The sequence below is a fragment of the Pseudomonas sp. RL_5y_Pfl2_69 genome (genome assembly GCF_963970465.1).
Taxonomy (GTDB): Bacteria; Pseudomonadota; Gammaproteobacteria; order Pseudomonadales; family Pseudomonadaceae; genus Aquipseudomonas.
Genome location: NZ_CAXAOU010000017.1, coordinates 31,800 through 52,601 on the forward strand (window position 1 = coordinate 31,800; position 20,802 = coordinate 52,601).

The 20,802-nt window shown below is 60.3% G+C and carries 18 protein-coding genes; 9 read left to right on the forward strand and 9 right to left on the reverse strand.

The window, feature by feature from the left end; all coding sequences use genetic code 11:
• Positions 1-188 precede the first annotated feature (188 nt).
• From AACY07_RS22920 to AACY07_RS22935, 4 genes are all read right to left on the reverse strand, one after another.
• On the reverse strand, positions 189-1,163 hold the full coding sequence (locus AACY07_RS22920) for a serine/threonine protein kinase (RefSeq protein WP_048352320.1): 975 nt from the start codon (positions 1,161-1,163) through the stop codon (positions 189-191).
• A 192-nt stretch (positions 1,164-1,355) separates the two neighbouring features.
• Positions 1,356-3,257 (reverse strand): PhoX family protein, encoded by a 1,902-nt coding sequence (locus AACY07_RS22925; protein ID WP_339477939.1) that lies wholly within the window; start codon positions 3,255-3,257, stop codon positions 1,356-1,358.
• Between the two features lie 95 nt (positions 3,258-3,352).
• A complete protein-coding gene (locus AACY07_RS22930; protein ID WP_133075271.1) occupies positions 3,353-4,117 on the reverse strand; it encodes a TOBE domain-containing protein in 765 nt (254 codons plus the stop codon).
• Between the two features lie 57 nt (positions 4,118-4,174).
• Positions 4,175-4,915, reverse strand: a complete 741-nt coding sequence (locus tag AACY07_RS22935; protein ID WP_339477941.1) for a ComF family protein — start codon at positions 4,913-4,915, stop codon at positions 4,175-4,177.
• Positions 4,916-5,004: 89 nt separating this feature from the next.
• Here AACY07_RS22935 and bioB point away from each other — a divergent pair, with 89 nt between their 5' ends.
• The 7 genes from bioB (at position 5,005) to AACY07_RS22970 (ending at position 13,640) form a co-directional block, all read left to right on the forward strand.
• Positions 5,005-6,060, forward strand: a complete 1,056-nt coding sequence (gene bioB, locus AACY07_RS22940; RefSeq protein WP_219262859.1) for a biotin synthase BioB — start codon at positions 5,005-5,007, stop codon at positions 6,058-6,060.
• 168 nt (positions 6,061-6,228) lie between these two features.
• The gene (gene bioF, locus AACY07_RS22945) at positions 6,229-7,401 is read left to right on the forward strand and encodes an 8-amino-7-oxononanoate synthase (protein WP_339477942.1); all 1,173 of its coding nucleotides are present in this window, start codon (positions 6,229-6,231) and stop codon (positions 7,399-7,401) included.
• Positions 7,394-8,125, forward strand: a complete 732-nt coding sequence (locus AACY07_RS22950; RefSeq protein WP_339477943.1) for an alpha/beta fold hydrolase — start codon at positions 7,394-7,396, stop codon at positions 8,123-8,125. Before bioF ends, AACY07_RS22950 begins: the two co-directional genes overlap by 8 nt.
• Positions 8,118-8,930, forward strand: coding sequence for a malonyl-ACP O-methyltransferase BioC (gene bioC, locus AACY07_RS22955; protein ID WP_339477944.1), 813 nt, complete (start codon positions 8,118-8,120; stop codon positions 8,928-8,930). Before AACY07_RS22950 ends, bioC begins: the two co-directional genes overlap by 8 nt.
• Complete coding sequence (gene bioD / locus AACY07_RS22960) at positions 8,927-9,607, forward strand: dethiobiotin synthase (protein WP_339477945.1); 681 nt, start codon at positions 8,927-8,929, stop codon at positions 9,605-9,607. The genes bioC and bioD overlap by 4 nt, the downstream gene beginning before the upstream one ends.
• Positions 9,608-9,782: 175 nt before the next feature.
• Entirely contained in the window at positions 9,783-11,588 is a 1,806-nt protein-coding gene (locus AACY07_RS22965; RefSeq protein ID WP_339477947.1) for a phenylacyl-CoA dehydrogenase, read from the forward strand.
• 273 nt (positions 11,589-11,861) lie between these two features.
• Positions 11,862-13,640, forward strand: coding sequence for an acyl-CoA dehydrogenase C-terminal domain-containing protein (locus AACY07_RS22970; RefSeq protein ID WP_339477949.1), 1,779 nt, complete (start codon positions 11,862-11,864; stop codon positions 13,638-13,640).
• 269 nt (positions 13,641-13,909) lie between these two features.
• Here the strand turns inward: AACY07_RS22970 and AACY07_RS22975 are convergent, their stop codons facing one another.
• Positions 13,910-14,809 carry a LysR family transcriptional regulator gene (locus AACY07_RS22975; RefSeq protein ID WP_133075281.1) on the reverse strand — a complete coding sequence of 300 codons (900 nt, stop codon included), beginning with the start codon at positions 14,807-14,809 and terminating at the stop codon, positions 13,910-13,912.
• Positions 14,810-15,026: 217 nt separating this feature from the next.
• On the opposite strand from AACY07_RS22975, the gene AACY07_RS22980 reads away from it, so the two are divergent.
• Together AACY07_RS22980 and AACY07_RS22985 are read left to right on the forward strand one after the other, a co-directional pair.
• Positions 15,027-16,310, forward strand: a complete 1,284-nt coding sequence (locus AACY07_RS22980) for an aspartate aminotransferase family protein (RefSeq protein ID WP_339477951.1) — start codon at positions 15,027-15,029, stop codon at positions 16,308-16,310.
• A gap of 185 nt (positions 16,311-16,495) precedes the next feature.
• On the forward strand, positions 16,496-16,654 hold the full coding sequence (locus AACY07_RS22985; protein WP_004419451.1) for a YqaE/Pmp3 family membrane protein: 159 nt from the start codon (positions 16,496-16,498) through the stop codon (positions 16,652-16,654).
• 106 nt (positions 16,655-16,760) lie between these two features.
• On the opposite strand, the gene AACY07_RS22990 is transcribed toward AACY07_RS22985, so the two are convergent.
• Genes AACY07_RS22990 through pqqC form a run of 4 tightly spaced genes read right to left on the reverse strand, consistent with a single transcriptional unit; the run spans position 16,761 to position 20,721 of the window.
• Entirely contained in the window at positions 16,761-18,587 is a 1,827-nt protein-coding gene (locus tag AACY07_RS22990) for a S9 family peptidase (protein ID WP_339477954.1), read from the reverse strand.
• Complete coding sequence (pqqE, locus tag AACY07_RS22995) at positions 18,553-19,689, reverse strand: pyrroloquinoline quinone biosynthesis protein PqqE (RefSeq protein WP_339478042.1); 1,137 nt, start codon at positions 19,687-19,689, stop codon at positions 18,553-18,555. The genes AACY07_RS22990 and pqqE overlap by 35 nt, the downstream gene beginning before the upstream one ends.
• Positions 19,690-19,696: 7 nt before the next feature.
• Positions 19,697-19,972 (reverse strand): pyrroloquinoline quinone biosynthesis peptide chaperone PqqD, encoded by a 276-nt coding sequence (pqqD, locus tag AACY07_RS23000; RefSeq protein WP_133075285.1) that lies wholly within the window; start codon positions 19,970-19,972, stop codon positions 19,697-19,699.
• Entirely contained in the window at positions 19,969-20,721 is a 753-nt protein-coding gene (pqqC, locus tag AACY07_RS23005; protein WP_133075286.1) for a pyrroloquinoline-quinone synthase PqqC, read from the reverse strand. Before pqqC ends, pqqD begins: the two co-directional genes overlap by 4 nt.
• Between the last annotated feature and the right edge of the window lie 81 nt (positions 20,722-20,802).

A 20,802-nucleotide genomic window follows, 5' to 3' on the forward strand; every position in this document is an offset into this window, starting at 1 on the left:
CGGGTACAGCAGAGACCCAGAGTGTAAGCAGGTTTTGCAGATGTGTCCTGCGTGAGACCTGTCAGATCGTGACGTTTTTTGTGTGGGAGCGGGCTTGCTCGCGATGGCATCACTTCTGTTTGCCTGACAGACCATGACGCCTGCATCGCGAGCGAGCCCGCTCCCACGAGAGCAGGCATGGGGTGTGGTCAGAACAGTTTCAGCGGTTCCTCATTGAGGGCCGACAATTGCTCGCGCAATGCCAGGATCTGGTCGCCCCAATAACGCTCGCTGCCAAACCACGGGAAGCTGTGGGGGAAGGCCGGGTCGTCCCAGCGCCGAGCCAGCCAGGCGCTGTAGTGCATCAGGCGCAAGGCGCGCAGCGGCTCGATCAGCGCCAGTTCGCGGGGGTTGAAGTCATGGAACTCGCTGTAGCCGTCCATCAGCTCTGACAGCTGGCCCAGGCATTCCTGGCGATCCCCGGCCAGCATCATCCACAGGTCCTGCACAGCAGGGCCCATGCGGCAATCGTCGAGGTCGACGATATGGAACACTTCGTCGCGGCACATCATGTTGCCGGGGTGGCAATCGCCGTGCATGCGGATGTTGGTGTGTGGGGTGGCGGCGTAGACGTCTTCGACCCGCTTGAGCAGGTCACGGGCGACAGACTCGTAGGCCGGGAGCAGGCTGCGTGGAATGAAGTTGCCTTCAAGCAGGGTGGTCAGCGAGTCGTGACCGAAGTTTTTCACCCCCAGTGCTTCGCGGTGCTCGAACGGCTTGGTCGCGCCTACGGCATGCAGGCGACCGAGCAGTTGCCCGAGGCGATACAGCTGGTCGAGATTGCCCGGTTCTGGCGCGCGTCCACCTCGGCGTGGAAACAGGGTGAAGCGGAAACCTGCGTGTTCGAACAGGCTTTCACCGTTGTGAATCATCGGTGCAACCACCGGGACATCAAGCTCGGCCAGTTCGAAGGTGAAGCGATGTTCTTCGAGGATGGCTTCGTTGGTCCAGCGCTGGGGGCGATAGAATTTGGCGATCAGCGGTTCCGAGTCTTCGATACCTACCTGGTACACGCGATTTTCGTAGCTGTTGAGCGCGAGCACGCGGGCGTCGCTCAGGAAACCGATGCTCTCGACGGCGTCGAGCACCAGATCAGGGGTAAGTGTTGCAAACGGATGAGACATGCTGACTCCTGCGCGCAGCAGGCTGCCGCGTCCGGCCATGCATGTTAGCGCAGACCGGGGTATGGAAGGGCAGGTTAATGCACCGGCCTGTGGGAGCGGGCTTGCTCGCGATGCAGTCCCTGCGGTGTATCAGGCAAACCGCGTCGACACTGTCGCGGGCAAGCCCGCTCCCACAAAAGCGGGTTCAAGCTTTTACGCGCCGACGATACCGCCGTCTTCCCGGCTGATGGCCATGACCGAAGAGCGCGGTTTGCCGTTGGGCAGGTGCTCGGGGAAGGTGGAGCCGCCGTTCTCGCCAGGGTGCTGAATGCCCACGAACAAGGTTTTGTGGTCGGGCGAGAAGCTGATGCCGGTGACTTCGCAGCCCACCGGGCCAACCATGAAACGGCGGATTTCACCGCTGACCGGGTCGGCGCACAGCATCTGGTTATTGCCCATGCCTGCAAAGTCGCCGCTGTTGCTGGCATCACCGTCGGTCAGGATCCACAGGCGCCCTGCGTCATCGAATCCCAGGCCGTCGGGGCTGTTGAACATGTTCTGCGGGTTGATATTGGCGGAGCCGCCCTTGGGTTGTTTGCCGTGAACGGCCGGGTTGCCCGCCACGACGAACAGGTCCCAGTCGAAGGTATCTGCGCCGTGATCGGCATTGCGCGCTTTCCAGCGCAGGATCTGCCCGTAGACGTTTTTCTCCCGGGGATTGGGGCCGCCGACCGGTTGCCCGTCTTCGCCGCGCTTGACGTTGTTGGTCAGGGTGCAATAGACCTGGCCGTCCTTGGGGCTGACCACGATCCATTCCGGGCGGTCCATGCGGGTGGCGCCGACGGCGCTGGCGGCCATGCGTGCATGGATCAACACGTCGGCCTGGCTGGCAAACCCGTTCGCGGCATCAACGCCGTTTTTGCCGTGGGTCAGTTCAATCCACTGGCCGTGACCCTTGGGGCGATCAGGGTTGCTGTCGCCAGCGTCAAAGCGCGCCACATACAGCGTGCCGTGGTCCAGCAGGTCGCGATTGGCCTTGGGGTTCTGGTGGTCGATCTTGTCGCGGCTGATGAATTTGTAGATGAACTCGCCGCGCTCGTCGTCGCCCATGTACACCACGGCACGGCCGTCGCCGGTTTCGGCCAGGGCGGCGTTTTCGTGTTTGAAACGGCCCAGTGCGGTGCGTTTGACCGGTGTTGAAAGCGGGTCGAACGGATCGATTTCAACGACCCAGCCGTGGCGATTGAGTTCGTTGGGGTTGAGGGCCATATCGAAGCGCGGGTCGTGCTGGTGCCAGTTGATGTCTTTGCTGGCCGCGACCACGCCATAGCGCTTTTGCGCGGCATCGAACGCTTGCTTCGGGTCGGAGCTGCCGAAGCAATCGGTGAAGTTTTCTTCGCAGGTCAGGTAGGTGCCCCACGGGGTTTTGCCATTGGCGCAGTTCTGGAAGGTGCCCAGTGCGCGGGTGCCGGTCGCGTCGGCCTGGGTGCGCAGCAACTCATGACCGGCAGCGGGGCCGCTCAGGCGAATGGGCGTGTTGGCGTGGATGCGTCGGTTGAAGGGAGAGCCCTGGACAAACTGCCAGCCGTCGCCCTTGCGCTGGATCTCGATCACCGACACGCCTTCAGTGGCCTGGGCCTTGTGCACTTCTTCTGCAGAAACAGGTGAGCCGCCATGGGGGAAGAGGTAGCGGTAGTTGGTGTATTCGTTGTTGATCGCCATCAGGGCGCGGTTCGGATCATCCGCGAAGGCGAACAGGCTCATGCCGTCGTTGTTGTCGCCAAACTGTACTTCCTGGGCGCTGGCAGTGCCGTTGCCGGAAGGATCAAACACCGGGCCGTCGGCTTGCAGCGGTTGCCCCCAACTGATGAGCACCGAGGAGCGATAGCCGGGTGGCAGGCTGATGGTGTCAGTGGTGGCCGCATTGATGCTGTCGAAGCCCAGCAGGTTGCTGTTGGCGGCGCTGACACCGGCTGCCAGGGCACTGCGACTGAGCAGGCCACCGCCTAGAAACATCGCTGCGCCGCACAGGGCGCCGGCACTGATAAAGCCGCGACGACTCAGGCCAATGATCTGCTCCAGGTCGGTGGATTGGTTTTCTTCTAATAGGCTCATGGCTGGCTTGGCTCTTGACGGTTTTGGCAAACACCATAAGCAGCGGGTATGACAGAGATGTTTCAGTCAGGAGCGGATGCGGGAGCTGGCGGCACTTACAGCGCGGTGCCCAGCAATACCAGCGATGGCGCAAAGTGCACCTGGGCCTCGCTACCCTCGGTCAGCCCAAGTGTTTCTAGGTGTTGCGGTTCGGTCAGGGCACACAGGGTCTGGCCGCTGGGCAGGGTGATACGGACTTCGCTGGGGCCGTTGTCGGTGTGCAGGATCTGCTCGATGCGTCCGTGCAGGTGATTGTGCTCGGCGTTGGAAGGGGATGCGGCATCGAGCAGTTGCAGCCAGCCTGCCTTGATCAACGCCACTGCCTGGCTGCCGATTGCCAGTTCCAGGCGCAGGGTGCTGTCGCGGGTGATTTGTGCGTGAAGGGTCAGGCCACCGGGCAGTTCCAGCTGAATCAGATCGTTATGGCCGTGGCGGTGGATGGCAATGACGGTGCCGTGCAACTGGTTGCGGGCGCTGGTGCGCAGCATCAGGCGTCCCAGCAGGTCGAGGTCCTGAATGTCTTCGGCGGCGTCCAGCACCTGGGTTTGCAGCGCCTGCAAACGCTGATAAAGCCGCAACACGCGCTCACCGGCCACGGACAGTCGAGCGCCGCCGCCCCCTTTGCCGCCGATGCTGCGCTCAACCAGAGGGGTTTGCGCCAGGTTGTTCAGTTCATCAATGGCATCCCACGCGGCTTTGTAGCTGATACCGGCGCTTTTGGCGGCGGCCGTGATCGAGCCTTGGTCAACAATGTGCTGCAGCAGCGCGATGCGTTGCGGGCGACGGACCATGTGTTGGGCGAGGAGGGCGGGCAGGTGCATGACGGAGAATTCACAAGGCGGGACGTGCCCGGAAAGTGCCTGCTCAACCGGGTGGCGTCAAGGAGGCCCGTCGGGTTTTGGCGTGCGGGCCAGGCAATACACATCGACCCGCCTGGCCCCGGCCTTGACCAGCAGCCGGGCCAGGCTCTGCGCCGTGGCGCCGGTGGTCAGCACGTCATCCACCAGCGCCAGGTGCAACCCGGTGACCTGCACGCCCGGTGCCAGCCTGAAGGCCTGTAACACGTTGCGCTTGCGGTTTTTGGCGTCCAGGACTTGTTGCGCGTCCGTGTCCTGGGTACGCAGCAGCCAGTGCTCGTGTCGAGGGATGTTCAGCGCAGCACTTAGCCACTGGGCGAGCAGCGCGGCCTGGTTATAGCCGCGCTGGCGCAGACGTTTGCTGGACAAGGGCACCGGTAGCAGGAAGTCGGGTCGCGGGCTGCCTGAGTTGAAGCTATCGAGCAGCGATTGGCCGAGAAGTTCGGCTAAAAGTCGTCCATAAGGCCACTTGCTGTGATGTTTGAAGCGGATGATCAGACTGTCGATCGGAAAGCCGTACACCCAGGGTGCATGCACTTGCTCAAAGGCTGGCGGCTGCTTGATGCAGTGGGCGCATACCAGCCCGGCCATCGGTAATGGCAATGCGCAGCGCTTGCAGCGATCAACCAGCCAGGGCAATTCCAGTTCGCAGGCGACACACAGGGCATGGGGTGTGCAGCAGCGCTCATCACACAATAAACAGAATTGGTTATTTAATAACCAGATGTAAACCAGCTTTATCCATTGTGGTTGACAGTTCATGTCACATCCTTAAACATGCCGAGATCCGTGCCGTGCCCGTGGGTTTTTGCCCTCGGGTTCTAGTCAAAGCATAAACAAGAGAAACGCCGATGAGCGCCAGCAGCCTTGCCAACGTGCGACATGATTGGTCTTTAGCCGAAGTCCGGGCGATGTTCACCCAGCCCTTCAATGACCTGCTTTTCGAAGCGCAGACCGTTCACCGCAAGCACTTCAATGCCAACCGGGTACAGGTTTCGACGCTGCTGTCGATCAAGACCGGCGCCTGCCCGGAAGATTGCAAATATTGTCCGCAGTCGGGCCACTACAACACTGGCCTGGCTAAAGAGAAGTTGATGCAGGTGCAGAAGGTGCTGGAAGAAGCACAGCGGGCCAAGTCCATCGGCGCCACCCGTTTCTGCATGGGCGCCGCGTGGAAGCACCCGTCGGCCAAAGACATGCCCTACGTACTGGAAATGGTCAAAGGGGTGAAGGCCATGGGGCTGGAAACCTGCATGACCCTGGGCAAGCTCGATCAGGAGCAAACCGCAGCGTTGGCCCACGCAGGTCTGGATTACTACAACCACAACCTCGACACCTCGCCCGAGTTCTACACCAGCATCATCACCACCCGTACTTACAGCGAACGCCTGCAAACCTTGAGTTACGTGCGTGATAGCGGGATGAAAATCTGCTCCGGCGGGATTCTGGGCATGGGCGAGTCGCTGGACGACCGCGCCAACCTGCTGATCCAGTTGGCCAATCTGCCTGAGCACCCCGAGTCGGTACCGATCAACATGCTGGTGAAAGTGGCCGGCACGCCGATGGAAAACGCAGAAGACATCGACCCGTTTGACTTCATCCGCATGCTGGCGGTGGCGCGGATCATGATGCCGCACAGCCATGTACGCCTGTCGGCGGGCCGTGAGGCAATGAACGAGCAAATGCAGGCACTGGCGTTCTTTGCCGGGGCCAACTCGATTTTCTACGGCGACAAATTGCTGACCACGGCCAACCCTCAGGCGGACAAGGACATGCAGCTGTTCAGCCGTCTGGGCATCTTGCCCGAGGCGGGTGAAGACCATGCGGACGAGGTGCATCAGGCCGTGATCGAGCATGCGCTCAGGGATCAGAAATCCAGCGAGCAGTTTTATAACGCTGTGGTTTAACCCACTCCCCGTAGCAGCTGCCGCAGGCTGCGTTCGGCGGCGAAGCCGTCGTAAATCCGGAAGGCATGGTTTGACTGAAGGAATGTGCAATCTGACTTTACGACGGCTGCGCCGCCGGACGCAGCCTCGTCCCTTCGGCAGCTGCTACGACCGCTCATCGAGGCCAGCATGTCATTTGATCTAAGCGCCCGCCTGGCCGTTCGCCGTGCCGACAATCTGTACCGCCAACGCCCGCTGCTTGAAAGCCCTCAAGGGCCGCAAGTGGTGGTCGACGGGCAGCCTTTGCTCGCCTTCTGCAACAACGACTATCTGGGGCTGGCCAATCATCCGCAGGTCATCGAAGCCTGGCAGGCCGGTGCTTCACGCTGGGGGGTGGGGGGAGGGGCGTCCCATCTGGTCATCGGCCACAGCACCCCGCATCACGCACTGGAAGAAGCCCTCGCCGAGTTCACCGGCCGTGAGCGGGCACTGCTGTTCAGCAACGGCTATATGGCCAATATGGGCGCCGTCACGGCGCTGGTGGGGCAGGGCGATACGGTGCTGGAAGACCGGCTGAACCATGCTTCGTTGCTGGATGCCGGTTTGCTGAGCGGCGCGCGCTTCAATCGCTATTTGCATAACGACGCGGTCAGCCTGGCCAAGCGCCTTGAGAAAGCCTGCGGCAATACGCTGGTGGTGACGGATGGCGTATTCAGCATGGACGGCGATCTGGCCGACTTGCCTGCGCTGGCCCGTGAAGCCAGGGCCAAAGGCGCCTGGTTGATGGTGGACGATGCCCACGGCTTTGGCCCCTTGGGCGCCAATGGCGGCGGGATTGTCGAGCACTTCGGCTTGAGTGCGGACGATGTGCCGGTGCTGGTCGGGACGCTCGGCAAGGCATTTGGCACCAGCGGTGCATTTGTCGCGGGCAGCGAAGAGCTGATCGAAAGCCTGATCCAGTTCGCCCGGCCATATATCTACACCACCAGCCAGCCCCCTGCCCTGGCCTGCGCAACATTGAAAAGCCTTGAACTGCTGCGCACCGAGCATTGGCGACGTGAGCACCTGAACACCTTGATAGGCCAGTTTCGTCGTGGCGCCGAGCAAATCGGCTTGCAGTTGATGGACAGCTTTACCCCGATCCAGCCGATCATGGTGGGCGACAGTGGCCGGGCCATTCGCCTGTCGCAGAGGTTGCGCGAGCGCGGTTTGCTGGTGACGGCCATTCGTCCGCCAACCGTGCCTGCAGGCAGCGCACGCTTGCGCGTAACCTTGTCGGCCGCTCACACAGAGGCACAGGTGCAGCTATTGTTAAGTGCACTCGAAGACTGTTGGCAGACGTTGGAGCCAGATCATGCGTGATCGTTTGGTTTTATTGCCGGGCTGGGGCCTGGGGGTGTCACCCCTGGAGCCTCTGGCCCAGGCATTGCGCGCTCTGGACGAGCACTTGCGGGTCGAGATCGAACCGCTGCCGGTGCTGCTGTCTGCCGATCTTGAAGACTGGCTCGACGAGCTCGATTCGACCCTGCCTGACAACGTATGGCTGGGCGGCTGGTCACTGGGCGGGATGCTCGCCAGTGAGTTGGCGGCACGCCGGGGCGACCGTTGCTGTGGCCTGGTGACATTGGCCAGCAACCCGAGTTTTGTCAGTCGCGAGGACTGGCCGAGCGCCATGCCCGTGTCGACGTTCGAACCGTTCCTCAGCGGTTTTCGCGATGCACCCAACACCACCCTCAAACGCTTTTGCCTGTTGTGCAGCCAAGGCTCGCCTGAGTCTCGGGCACTGGCCGGGCTGCTGTTGGGCGCAGCGCCCCATGCTCAACCCGACACCCTGCTGGCCGGTCTTGAACTGTTGGGCAAGCTGGATGCCCGTGATGCCTTGCAACGTTTTAGCGGGCCGCAACTGCACCTGTTTGCCGGGCTTGATGCGCTGGTGCCGGTGCAGGCAGCGACCGATGTGCTGGCGTTATTACCCGATGTCGAAGTGGGTCTGATTGAACAGGCCTGTCATGCTTTTTTACTGGAAGCTCCCCACGAATTGGCGGCGGCAATCCAGGCGTTTTTACACGAGTCGGGCGATGAATGATTTAAGTATTGCGATGCTTGCGGCCAGTTTGCCGGACAAGCGTCAGGTAGCGGTCTCGTTTTCCCGTGCGGCTGCCAGTTACGACAGCGTTGCCGAGCTGCAACGGGCCGTTGGCCATGAATTGATCGCCCGGCTGCCGGCCGGTCTTAGTCCGCAACGCTGGCTGGACCTGGGCAGTGGCACGGGCTATTTCAGTCGCGTGCTGGGTCAGCGTTTTGTCGATAGCCAGGGGCTGGCGGTAGACATTGCCCAGGGCATGCTGGCGTACGCCCGCCCACTGGGTGGTGCGCAACACTTCATTGCTGGCGATGCCGAAAGCCTGCCGCTGCAATCCAATAGCTGCGATGTGATTTTCTCCAGCCTCGCGCTGCAATGGTGTGCGGACTTCAAGGCGGTACTGAACGAGGCCCATCGTGTACTCAAGCCTGGCGGGGTGCTGGCGTTTGCCAGTTTGTGTGCGGGCACCTTGAGTGAGTTGCGCGACAGTTGGCGAGCGGTCGATGGTCAGGTTCACGTCAATCGTTTTCGTGAGTTCCAGACCTATGAGCAGTTGTGTGCCAGCAGTGGAATGCAGGTGCTCGGCTTGCACAAACAGCCCCATGTGCTGCACTACGCTCAGGTTCGCCAGTTGACCCATGAGCTTAAAGCGCTGGGTGCGCACAATCTGAACCCCGGTCGTCCTGAAGGATTGAGCGGCCGGGCGCGGCTTCAGGGGATGGTTGGCGCCTATGAGCAATTTCGTCAGCCGCTCGGGTTGCCGGCGACGTATCAAGTGGTCTACGGCATTTTGGAGAAAGCGCGATGAGCCCTGCGTACTTCATTACCGGTACTGATACCGATGTGGGTAAAACCACGGTGGCGGCAGGTCTTCTGTATGCCGCCCGCATCTCAGGGTTGAGCACGGCGGCGGGCAAGCCGGTGGCGTCCGGGTGTGAAATCACGCCACAGGGCCTGCGCAATGCAGACGCGCTGGCGCTGATGGCCGAAAGCTCGATCAAGCTCAATTATGACGAGGTCAATCCGGTAGCCTTCGAACCGGCTATCGCTCCGCATATCGCTGCGCGCGAAGCCGGGGTGGTGTTGACGGTTCGTTCGCTGCTGGAACCCATGCAGCACATTTTGGCAAGGCAGGCAGATTTCACCCTGATCGAAGGCGCGGGTGGCTGGCGCGTGCCGCTTTCAGGACAAGACAGCTTGTCGGATTTGGCTCAAGCGCTGGATCTGCCGGTGATTCTGGTGGTGGGCGTGCGTTTGGGGTGTATCAGCCATGCGTTACTGACCGCCGAAGCGATTGCCCGGGATGGCCTGCAACTGGCTGGCTGGGTGGCCAATATCATTGGTCCCAAAACTTCACGCCTGGAAGAGAACCTCGCCACGTTGGCCGAGCGTTTGCCCGCACCCTGCCTGGGTCGTGTGCCAAAGCTGAAATCGGCATCGGCGCAGTCCGTGGCTGAATATCTGCAACTGGATCTGCTGGACTAACAGCAGTTCCCACAAATCAATCCTCCTTTGCCTACGAGCCGACCTAAGACGAACGGCGGCTTCGCGCTGCTTGACAATAAATAGGCGTAAACGTATGTTTCAAACACCTGTTTGACCGTCATAACAAATCCACGCGGTCGTTCATCCCCGGATTCATCAGCAGAGGTTTATCGCTATGCCTGACTACAAGGCCCCCTTGCGTGATATTCGCTTCGTTCGTGACGAACTGCTCGGTTACGAAGCGCATTATCAGAGCCTGCCGGCTTGCCAGGACGCTACTCCAGATATGGTTGACGCCATTCTTGAAGAAGGCGCCAAGTTTTGTGAGCAGGTGCTGGCACCTCTGAACCGCGTGGGTGACATCGAAGGCTGCACCTGGAGTGAATCCGGCGTTAAAACCCCTACCGGTTTTAAAGAAGCCTACAAACAATTCGTTGAAGGCGGCTGGCCGAGCCTGGCCCATGACGTCGAACACGGCGGCCAGGGCCTGCCGGAGTCGCTGGGTCTGGCAGTCAGTGAAATGGTTGGCGCTGCCAACTGGTCGTGGGGCATGTACCCGGGCCTGTCCCACGGTGCGATGAACACCATCTCCGAGCACGGTACTCCCGAGCAGCAAGCCACTTACCTGAGCAAGCTGGTGACTGGCGAGTGGACCGGCACCATGTGCCTGACCGAATCCCATTGCGGTACTGACCTGGGCCTGTTGCGCACCAAGGCCGAACCTCAGGCTGACGGTTCATACAAGATTTCGGGCACCAAGATCTTCATCTCGGCTGGCGAGCACGACATGGCCGACAACATCGTCCATATCGTTCTGGCCCGCCTGCCGGATGCACCGGCTGGCACCAAAGGCATTTCGCTGTTCATCGTTCCCAAGTTCAACGCCAACGCCGATGGCAGCCTGGGTGAGCGCAACGCCGTGTCCTGTGGCTCGCTTGAGCACAAAATGGGCATCCACGGTAACGCGACCTGCGTGATGAACTTCGACGGCGCGACAGGTTTCCTGATCGGCCCGCCGAACAAAGGCCTGAACTGCATGTTCACCTTTATGAACACCGCACGTCTGGGCACCGCTTTGCAGGGCTTGTCCCACGCCGAAATCGGTTTCCAGGGCGGCCTGAAATACGCCCGTGACCGTCTGCAAATGCGTTCGCTGACCGGACCAAAAGCCCCTGAAAAGGCGGCTGACCCGATCATCGTTCACCCGGACGTACGTCGCATGCTGTTGACCATGAAGGCATTCGCCGAAGGCAACCGTGCGATGGTTTACTTCACCGCCAAGCAAGTCGACATCGTGAAATACGGCGTTGATGAAGAAGAGAAAAAGAAAGCCGACGCACTGCTGGCCTTCATGACTCCGATCGCCAAAGCGTTCATGACTGAAGTCGGTTTTGAGTCCGCCAACCACGGCGTTCAAATCTACGGCGGCCACGGCTTTATCGCTGAGTGGGGCATGGAGCAGAACGTTCGCGACAGCCGCATTTCGATGCTGTACGAAGGCACCACCGGTATCCAGGCACTCGACCTGCTGGGCCGTAAAGTGTTGATGACTCAAGGCGAAGCCCTCAAGGGTTTCACCAAAATCGTCCACAAGTTCTGCCAGAACAACGAAGGCAACGAAGCGCTGAATGAATTCGTCACGCCACTGGCTGCACTGAACAAAGAATGGGGCGAGCTGACCATGAAGGTCGGTATGGCAGCCATGAAGGACCGTGAAGAAGTGGGTGCGGCTTCGGTCGATTACCTGATGTATTCCGGTTATGCATGCCTGGCGTACTTCTGGGCTGACATGGCCCGTCTGGCGGCTGAAAAGCTGGCGGCCGGCACGTCCGAAGAAGCGTTCTACAAAGCCAAGTTGCAAACTGCGCGCTTCTACTTCCAGCGCATCCTGCCGCGCACACGCGCACACGTTGCCACCATGCTGTCGGGCGCTGCCAACCTGATGGACATGAAAGAAGAAGACTTCGACCTGGGCTACTAAGTCCTGGCGGGTCATCTTGCAAAAGCCGCTTCTCCTTCGGGGGGAGCGGTTTTTTTTTGGTTGGCCTCATGTGGGAGCGGGCTTGCTCGCGATGGCATCACCACCGTCTTCCTGAAACAACGCGTCGCCTGAATCGCGAGCAAGCCCGCTCCCACAAAAAAACACATGACCAGATCTGTGTATATGGTCACAGCATGACCCTATGTATCGCCATTGTCGTTAAGCTAGACTGGGTCCTACATTAATCGCCGTTTACAGATTACGAGGTTTGCCATGGCTGACTACAAAGCGCCCCTGCGCGATATGCGCTTCGTCCTCAATGAAGTGTTCGAGGTCGCTACACTTTGGGCGCAATTGCCTGCGTTGGCAGACACCGTAGATGCTGAAACGGTAGAAGCCATTCTTGAAGAGGCGGGCAAGGTCACCGCTAAAAGCATCGCGCCGCTGAGCCGAAGCGGTGATGAAGAAGGGTGTCACTGGGACAACGGTACGGTGACCACCCCCGCAGGTTTCGTCGATGCCTATCGCACCTACGCCGAAGGCGGCTGGGTCGGCGTTGGCGGTGATCCACAGTTCGGCGGCATGGGGATGCCCAAGGCGGTGTCGGCCCAGGTCGAAGAAATGATCAACTCCTCCGGCCTGTCCTTCGGCCTGTATCCGATGTTGACCGCCGGCGCCTGTGTGTCGATCAACGCCCACGCCAGCGATGAACTGAAAACCACCTATTTGCCCAATATGTATTCGGGCGTGTGGGCCGGTTCCATGTGCTTGACCGAACCCCATGCCGGGACGGATCTGGGGATCATTCGCACCAAAGCCGAACCTCAAGTGGATGGCTCTTATAAAGTCAGTGGCACCAAAATCTTCATCACTGGCGGCGAACACGACCTGACGGAAAACATCATCCACCTGGTGCTGGCCAAATTGCCGGATGCGCCTGCCGGGCCCAAAGGCATTTCGCTGTTCCTGGTGCCGAAGTTCATGGTCAACGCCGATGGCAGCCTGGGTGATCGGAACCCGGTTACCTGCGGCTCGATTGAACACAAAATGGGCATTCAGGCGTCTGCCACCTGCGTGATGAACTTCGATGAAGCCGTCGGCTATCTGGTGGGCGAGCCCAACCGTGGCCTGGCTGCGATGTTCACCATGATGAATTATGAACGCCTGGGGGTTGGCATTCAGGGTCTTGCCTGTGGCGAGCGCTCATACCAGAACGCGGTTGAATATGCCCGCGACCGCCTTCAAGGGCGTGCTGCAACCGGCGCTCAAGCCCCGGGCAAAGTGGCGGATCCGATCATCGTGCACGCGGACGTGCGCCGCATGCTGCTGACCATGAAAGCTTCGAACGAAGGGGGTCGAGCCTTTTCGACGTATGTTGCCAATCAGTTGGACATTGCCAAGTTCAGCGAAGACCCATCGGCGCGTGAGCGGGCTGATGGCCTGGTTGCCTTGTTGACGCCTGTGGCCAAAGCCTTCCTGACGGATCTTGGGCTTGAAACCACGGTGCACGGTCAGCAAGTGTTCGGCGGTCATGGCTACATTCGTGAGTGGGGCCAGGAGCAACTGGTGCGTGATGTGCGTATTACCCAGATCTACGAAGGCACCAACGGTATCCAGGCGCTGGATCTGGTGGGGCGCAAGATCGTGGGTAACCAGGGTGTTTACTATCGCCAGTTCGCTGACGAGATTCGTCAGTTCATCGCCTCGGCCAACAGCGATCTGAATGAGTTCACCCAGCCATTGGCGTCGGCTTTGGACACACTTGATCAGTTGACAGCCTGGGTGCTGGACCGCTCGCAAAACAACCCGAACGAGATCGGAGCCGCATCGGTCGAGTACCTTCAAGTTTTTGGTTACACGACGTATGCGTACATGTGGGCGTTGATGGCCAGGGCCGCGTTGGGCAAAGAGGCCGATGAAGCCTTTTATGCCAGCAAACTGGGCACTGCACGCTTCTACTTCGCACGTTTGCTGCCGCGGATCCATTCATTGAGCGCGTCGGTGAAGGCGGGCAGCGATTCCCTTTATCTGCTGGACGAGGCACATTTTTAAAGGGTTTATTAATTTGTAAGCATTTGCTTACATTGCATGCTGACAATCTCCCATATCGCCAGATTGGATCCAGAGGTAATCTACTTTCCATGGACGTAGAGCAGGAAGCTCAAAGCAACAACAGGGACACGTAGGATTCTGCCAGGATGGCGGAGTGAAAAGGATGTCAGGGAAACAGTCTGTAAAACCCCGCCTCGGCGGGGTTTTCTTTTTTGTGCGTCAGAATTTTTACTTTGACGTTAGATCCCTCCGTAGCAGCTGCTAGGCGGCTACAACGTTTGTTCATTGCTCTGCATCACATCCTCAAGCAGCGTGCGTAATAGCCCCAATGTGGCTTGCTGACGCTGCACATCACGGCACACCAGCCCGACCTTCAGCGGTACGCGAGGCTCACTCAGGGGTTTCCACAGCAATGTCTGGTCGTCATGTTGATGGCGCGAGCGCCCCGGCAATACGGTGGCCAGTTTGCTGTGGGGCAGGCTGTCGAGGATCCCGGCCATGGTATTCAACTCGGCCTGGACCTGCGGTCGACGGCCGAGGTTGGCGAGCTGGGTTTGCCAGATCTGGCGCACCTGGAACTCTTCCCCCAGCAACAGCATCGGCAGCTCTGCGGCCTGGCTCAGTGAAACCTTCTTGAACTCACGCAGCGGATGATCAGCCGGGATGACCAGTTGAAGCTCGTCTTCGTACAGCATCATGCCGTGCAGGCCTGGCTGGCGTGGCGGCAGGTAGCTGATACCAATATCGAGTGAACCATTGAGCAGGCGCCTTTCGATCTCGATGCCGGTCAACTCGTAAATCTGTACCACCAAATGGGGTTGGGCCTGGCGCACACGCTCCAGCATGTGCGGGACGAGGCTGGTGTGCACGGTTTGCAACACGCCGATGGCAATCGTGCGCAGGGCCTGGCCCTGGAAATGGTGCAAGGCCTCCTTGGCCCGCTGCAAACCATCGAGCAGTGGCAAGGCGTGGTTGTACAACGTGTGCGCTGCAAGCGTGGGCAGCAGGCGTTTGCTGCTGCGCTCAAAAAGGCTGACATCGAGGTTGTGTTCGAGCTGGCGGATCTGCTGCGAAAGGGCTGGCTGCGAGATAGAAAGACGCTCGGCAGCACGGCCCACATGGCCTTCTTCATAGACCGCGACGAAATAACGCAGTTGCTTGAAATCCATAAGTAATACTTATCGAAAATGCTTAAAAAACGAAATGGCCCATTGGCCTTGAGGCGCCTAGTCTACGCCCATTCCACAAGGCTCATCGAGCCAGAGAGGCTGATGTGCAGCGGCGTTTTACATAGGCAGGGCAATAAACCCATCGAGAGGTTTACCTTCTATATGAAAAGCCGCAGGTTGCAAATCGAATCTGTTTATGGTCACAAGGTCCGCGTGCATGAACCTGTTTAACCTGCGTCGCCATTCCCCCAGTCTTGAAGAGATGGCTGCGCATTCGGCACCCTCGATATCTGGCAACCACCCTTCCCGTGAGTACCTTATGCCTTGCGTTGAGCGCGAAGCCCATGTGTTTGTGCGCGGACAAGGTTCGTGGATGTGGGACAGCGACAGCCGTGCGTACCTGGATTTTACCCAGGGCGGGGCGGCCAACAGCCTGGGCCACAGCCCGGCGGTGCTGGTCAAGGCGATGGCCGACCAAGCGCAATCCTTGATGAACCCAGGTGCGGGTTTTTTAAACCGGGGGATGCTGGATTTGGCGCATCGCTTGTGTGAAAGCACTGGCAGCGATCAAGTGCATTTGCTCAATACCGGCGCTGAGGCCAACGAGGGTGCGATCAAGCTGGCGCGCAAATGGGGGCAACTGCATCGCGGGGGCGCACACCGGATCATCACGGCCAGCCGCAGTTGTCATGGCCGCAGTTTTGGTGCGATGTCGGCCTCGGGCAGCGCGACGCTGGATAACCGTTTCGAGCCGCAACTGCCGGGCTTTATCAATGTGCCGTTCAACGACTTGCCCGCGTTGCATGCGGCCGTCGATGCACAGACCGTGGCCATCATGCTGGAACCGGTGCAAAGCGAAGCCGGCGTGATCCCGGCAACCGAGCATTACCTCAAGGGTGTGGAGCGTTTGTGCCGCGAGTTGGGGATTTTGCTGATTCTGGATGAAGTCCAGACCGGCATGGGCCGTTGCGGAACGTTGCTGGCGGAGCAGAATTACGGCATTCGCGCCGACATCATCACCCTGGGCAAGGGCCTGGGCGGGGGAGTGCCACTGGCTGCGCTGCTGGCTCGCGGCAAGGCGTGCTGCCTGGCGCCAGGCGAACTGGGCGGCACCCATCATGGCAATGCCTTGATGACCGCAGCAGGCTTGGCAGTGCTCGACACGATGCTGGAGAAGGGCTTTTTGCAGCAGGTCCGTGACGCGGGGCAGCACTTGCGCGAAGGCCTGGGTCGTTTGGCCAATAGTTATGCACAGGGTGAATTGCGTGGGCAGGGTCTGCTGTGGGGGCTGACCTTATCGGACGACTCGGCCCAGGCGGTGGTCAAGGCGGCGCTGTACGAGGGGCTGCTGATCAGCGCGCCGCAACCTGATTGCCTGCGGTTTACCCCGGCACTGTGCGTCAGCAAGGGCAACATAGATGAAATGCTGCTGCGTCTGGCCCGGGCCTTTGCCCGTGTTCGCACGGCTCAGTTGCAGTGCCGTCGCGGTGTTGCGGTCTGACTGCATCGGCCACACAGAATTTAAAGAACCGTCTCGCGGTATAACGCGTCGCCCTGTGCCTGATTTCTTCGGCACGGGGCGTTTTTTTTGTCTGTGGATAAGTGCTGACTGAACCTTTGGCCTGAGCTCGCAGTCGATTGTCGGTAGGGCTTGATTGAGCCCGCCAATCATTGGGAGCTGTGAATATGGACCTTATCAAAATCATCTTCGCCATCCTGCTTCCGCCGTTGGGCGTATTTATGCAAGTGGGTTTTGCAGGGGCATTTTGGCTGAATATTCTGCTGACGTTGTGCGGTTACATTCCGGGGATCGTGCACGCGGTGTGGATTATCGCCAAGCGCTAGTGCGGCAACTGATTCGCGTGGGAGCGGGCTTGCTCGCGATTCAGGCAACTCGGTCCATCAGGCAGGTTGAGTTGATGCTATCGCGAGCAAGCCCGCTGCCACGGGATCAGTGCGTCAATAATTGGCTATAAAACAACCATTCCTGTTCCAGTGCGTGGGCCTGGTTGCTGGCCTTGCGAAAACCGTGGCGCTCGTCGGGGTAGTAATGGGCCTTGGCCGGGATGCCGTTGGCTTGCAAGGCCAGGAGCATGTCCCGGGTTTGTTGCGGCACCACGACAGCGTCCAGTTCACCCTGGAAGAAAATCACCGGCACCCTGATCTGGCTGGCGTGTAACAGTGGGGTGCGAGCCGCGTAGCGCTGGGCATCGCGCTCCGGATCGCCGATCAGCCAGTCCAGGTAATCACCTTCAAACTTGTGTGTGGCACGGGCCAGGGCAATCGGGTCGCTGACGCCATACAGGCTGGCACCTGCCCGAAATACGTTGTTGAACGCCAACGCGCACAGCGTGGTGTAGCCACCTGCACTGCCACCGCGAATAAATGCCTTGCCGGGGTCAATCAGTCCTTGTTCGGCGAGATAGCTGACCACCGCGCAGGCGTCTTCCACATCCACCTCTCCCCATTTCAGATGCAGGGCTTGCCGATAGGCACGGCCATAGCCGCTGCTGCCGCGATAGTTGAGGTCGGCCACGGCAAAGCCGCGCTGGGTCCAGTATTGGATACGCGGGTCGAGCATCGGGTAGCAGGCAGACGTCGGGCCGCCGTGGATAAACACCACCACGGGCGGTTTGATTTCGCCCTGCATCGAGGGGTAGAAAAAACCGTGTGCCTGGCCCCCGCCTGAGGGATAGCACAGGGTCTGCGGACGGCTGATGTGCTCGGGAGGCAGCGGCGCAACGCCACCGGCCAGCACGTCGACGCGGTGGTCGGTGCGACTGATGCGCACCACTGCCGATGGGTAGACAGGCGACGCGGCAATGCAATAGATGAACTCATCATCCAGTGCCAGGCTGCGAAAGCGACTGTATTCGCCGGTGAAGTCGTCAATGGTGCCGTCAGCCGCGCGGATACCCAAATGCCCGAAACCAGCCTCGGTCCAACTGGCGAGGTAGGCCTGCTCGCCCATCGGCAGCCAGGTGCAGGCGCCCAATTGCCAAGGTGCAGGTGCATGATCGGCGTGGGCGCTGGGTGCAGGCATCAGGCCCTCACCCGACTCGGCCCACGGCTGCCAGAACCCCGCGCGGTCGGTCAGGCAATGCAGGCGATTGTGTTCGTCGAAGCGCGGTTGTTGCAGCGATTCTTCTGCGAGATCGCCCGCCAGGCAATGCGCGGGGTTCCAGCGCCCAGCGGTTTGGCCTTCAGCCAGCATCAAGCGGGTCGAGGTCCACGGCTGATGGGGACGACTCCATTCGATCCAGGCCAGGCGCTGGCCGTCGGGGCTCGGTGTGGGCGCTGCGTAGAAGTCGGCACCTTCGGCCAGAACCTGGCGCTCCAGGGTGCTCAGGTCGATGCTGACCAGTCGATGTTGATCGAGGTGTTCTTCGACAGCCAGCACCTGGCCCGCAGCAAACTGCACGTCGCCATAACGGCAGGCGCCCTGGGTCAGGGGCTGCGGTGCAGTGCCGTCCAGAGGTTGCCGGTACAGCTGCTGGTCGGCCTCGTTGACGAACACCACGGCGTCATCACTCAGGCAAAACGCGCCGCCGCCGTACTCGTAGACCCGGCTGCGTACGCTGAAACCGTCGGGCGTCAGGCAGCGGGCCTCGCCGTCGCGCCAATGCCAGATGCGACAGGCAGCATCCTGTGGTCGGTATTCGTTCCAGAACAGGCCCTGTAGGCCGACGCGCAATTCTGCGAAATCGACCCCGGCGGCCACAGCGAGCGCGGCGCTGAACGGTTCAGCCTTTAGCGATGAGACGTGAGTTTCGTTCATTTCGGAAGGCCAATTGTTCAATGGTCTGGGTGGCGTGCTCTGCTTCTTCGCGCGCCTTGAGAATCAGGTCGTGTTGGGGCGATTTACTGCAGACCGGGTCGGCGTTACTGGCGTCCCCGGTGAGCATAAAGGCCTGGCAACGGCAGCCGCCGAAGTCCTTTTCTTTCTCGTCGCACGAGCGGCAAGGCTCGGGCATCCAGTCATAACCGCGAAAACGGTTGAAGCCAAACGAGTCGTACCAGATGTGCTGCATGGTGTGGTCGCGCACATTGGGAAACTCGACCGGCATTTGCCGTGCACCATGACACGGTAGGGCCGTGCCGTCAGGCGTCACGGTCAAAAAGATGCTGCCCCAGCCGTTCATGCAGGCTTTTGGGCGTTCTTCGTAATAATCCGGGGTGACGAAAATCAGCTTGCAGGGGTGGCCCTGGGCTTCAAGTTTGGCCCGGTACTCATTGGTGATGCGCTCAGCACGTACAAGCTGCTCTTTGGTCGGCAGCAAGCCGACGCGGTTGAGCTGGGCCCAGCCGTAAAACTGACAGGTGGCAAGCTCAACAAAGTCGGCCTCAAGGGCGATGCACAGCTCGATGATGCGGTCGATTTTGTCGATATTGTGCCGATGGGTGACGAAGTTCAGCACCATCGGATAGCCGTGTGCCTTCACGGCGCGGGCCATTTCGAGCTTTTGCGCGAAGGCTTTTTTCGAGCCGGCCAGCAGGTTGTTCACTTGCTCGTCACTGGCCTGGAAACTGATCTGGATGTGGTCCAGCCCGGCTTTTTTGAAGTCGCTGATCTTTTGCTCGGTCAAGCCAATGCCCGAGGTGATCAGGTTGGTGTAGAAACCCAGCTTGCGGGCTTCGCCGATCAGCTCGACCAGGTCCTGACGTACCAGTGGCTCGCCCCCGGAGAAGCCCAGTTGGGCAGCCCCCATCTCCCGTGCCTCACGAAAAACCTTGATCCACTGCTCGGTGCTCAGCTCTTTGCCTTGCTGGGCAAAGTCCAGCGGGTTGGAGCAGTACGGGCATTGCAGCGGGCAGCGATAGGTCAGTTCGGCCAGCAACCACAGCGGCAAGCCCACTTCGGGCTTGGGTGGCAACGCCATCGGGCTGTCAGGCGAGTTCGATCCAGTGCTCTGCACGAGCGACCTCCATAAATTGCTCGATGTCTGCACCGAGCTCGGGTACGCCGGGGAACTGTTTGTCCAGTTCGCCAATGATGGCCGCGACATCACGCTGGCCGTCGATCAGGCCGCCAATCAGTGCGGCACTGTCATTGAGTTTGATCATGCCTTCGGGGTACAGCAGTACATGGCCTTTTTGCGCCGGTTCGTACTGAAAACGGTAGCCGGTGCGCCAGGTCGGGACTTTGCTGCGATCAAAGCTCATAGGGTGATTCCTTTATGCCAGACACGTTCGCGGGTCACGCTGTGGTACGGCGGGCGGTCAAGCTCGTAGGCCATGGTCATGGCATCGAGCATGCTCCAAAGAATGTCGAGTTTGAACTGCAGAATTTCCAGCATGCGCTGCTGGCCTTCGTAGGTGGTGTAGTGCTGCAGGGTAATCGCCAGCCCGTGCTCCACGTCGCGCCGAGCCTGGCCCAGGCGGGTGCGGAAGTACTCGTAGCCGGCCGGGTCGATCCACGGATAGTGCTGGGGCCAACTGTCCAGGCGCGACTGATGGATCTGCGGCGCGAACATCTCGGTCAGCGAGCTGCTGGCGGCTTCCTCCCAACTGGCGCGGCGGGCGAAGTTGACGTAGGCGTCCACCGCGAAGCGCACGCCGGGCAGTACCAGTTCCTGGGATCGCAGTTGGTCCGGGTCCAGGCCGACGGCCTGGCCCAAACGCAGCCAGGCCTCGATGCCGCCGTCTTCGCCGGGGGCTCCGTCGTGGTCGAGCAGGCGCTGAATCCACTCGCGGCGCACTTCGCGGTCCGGGCAGTTGGCCAGGATGGCGGCGTCCTTGAGCGGAATATTGACCTGATAGTAGAAGCGGTTGGCGACCCAGCCCTGAATCTGCTCGCGGGTCGCGCGGCCTTCGTACATCGCCACCTGATAGGGGTGGTAGATGTGGTAATAAGCGCCTTTGGCACGCAGCGCGGCCTCGAATTCGGCGGTGGAGAGTGGGGCTTGGGTCACGTGTGTTCTCCAGTCATGTGGGAGCGGGTTTACTCGCGATGGCATCACTGCGGTTTGTCAGTCACACCGCTTCGTTTGTAT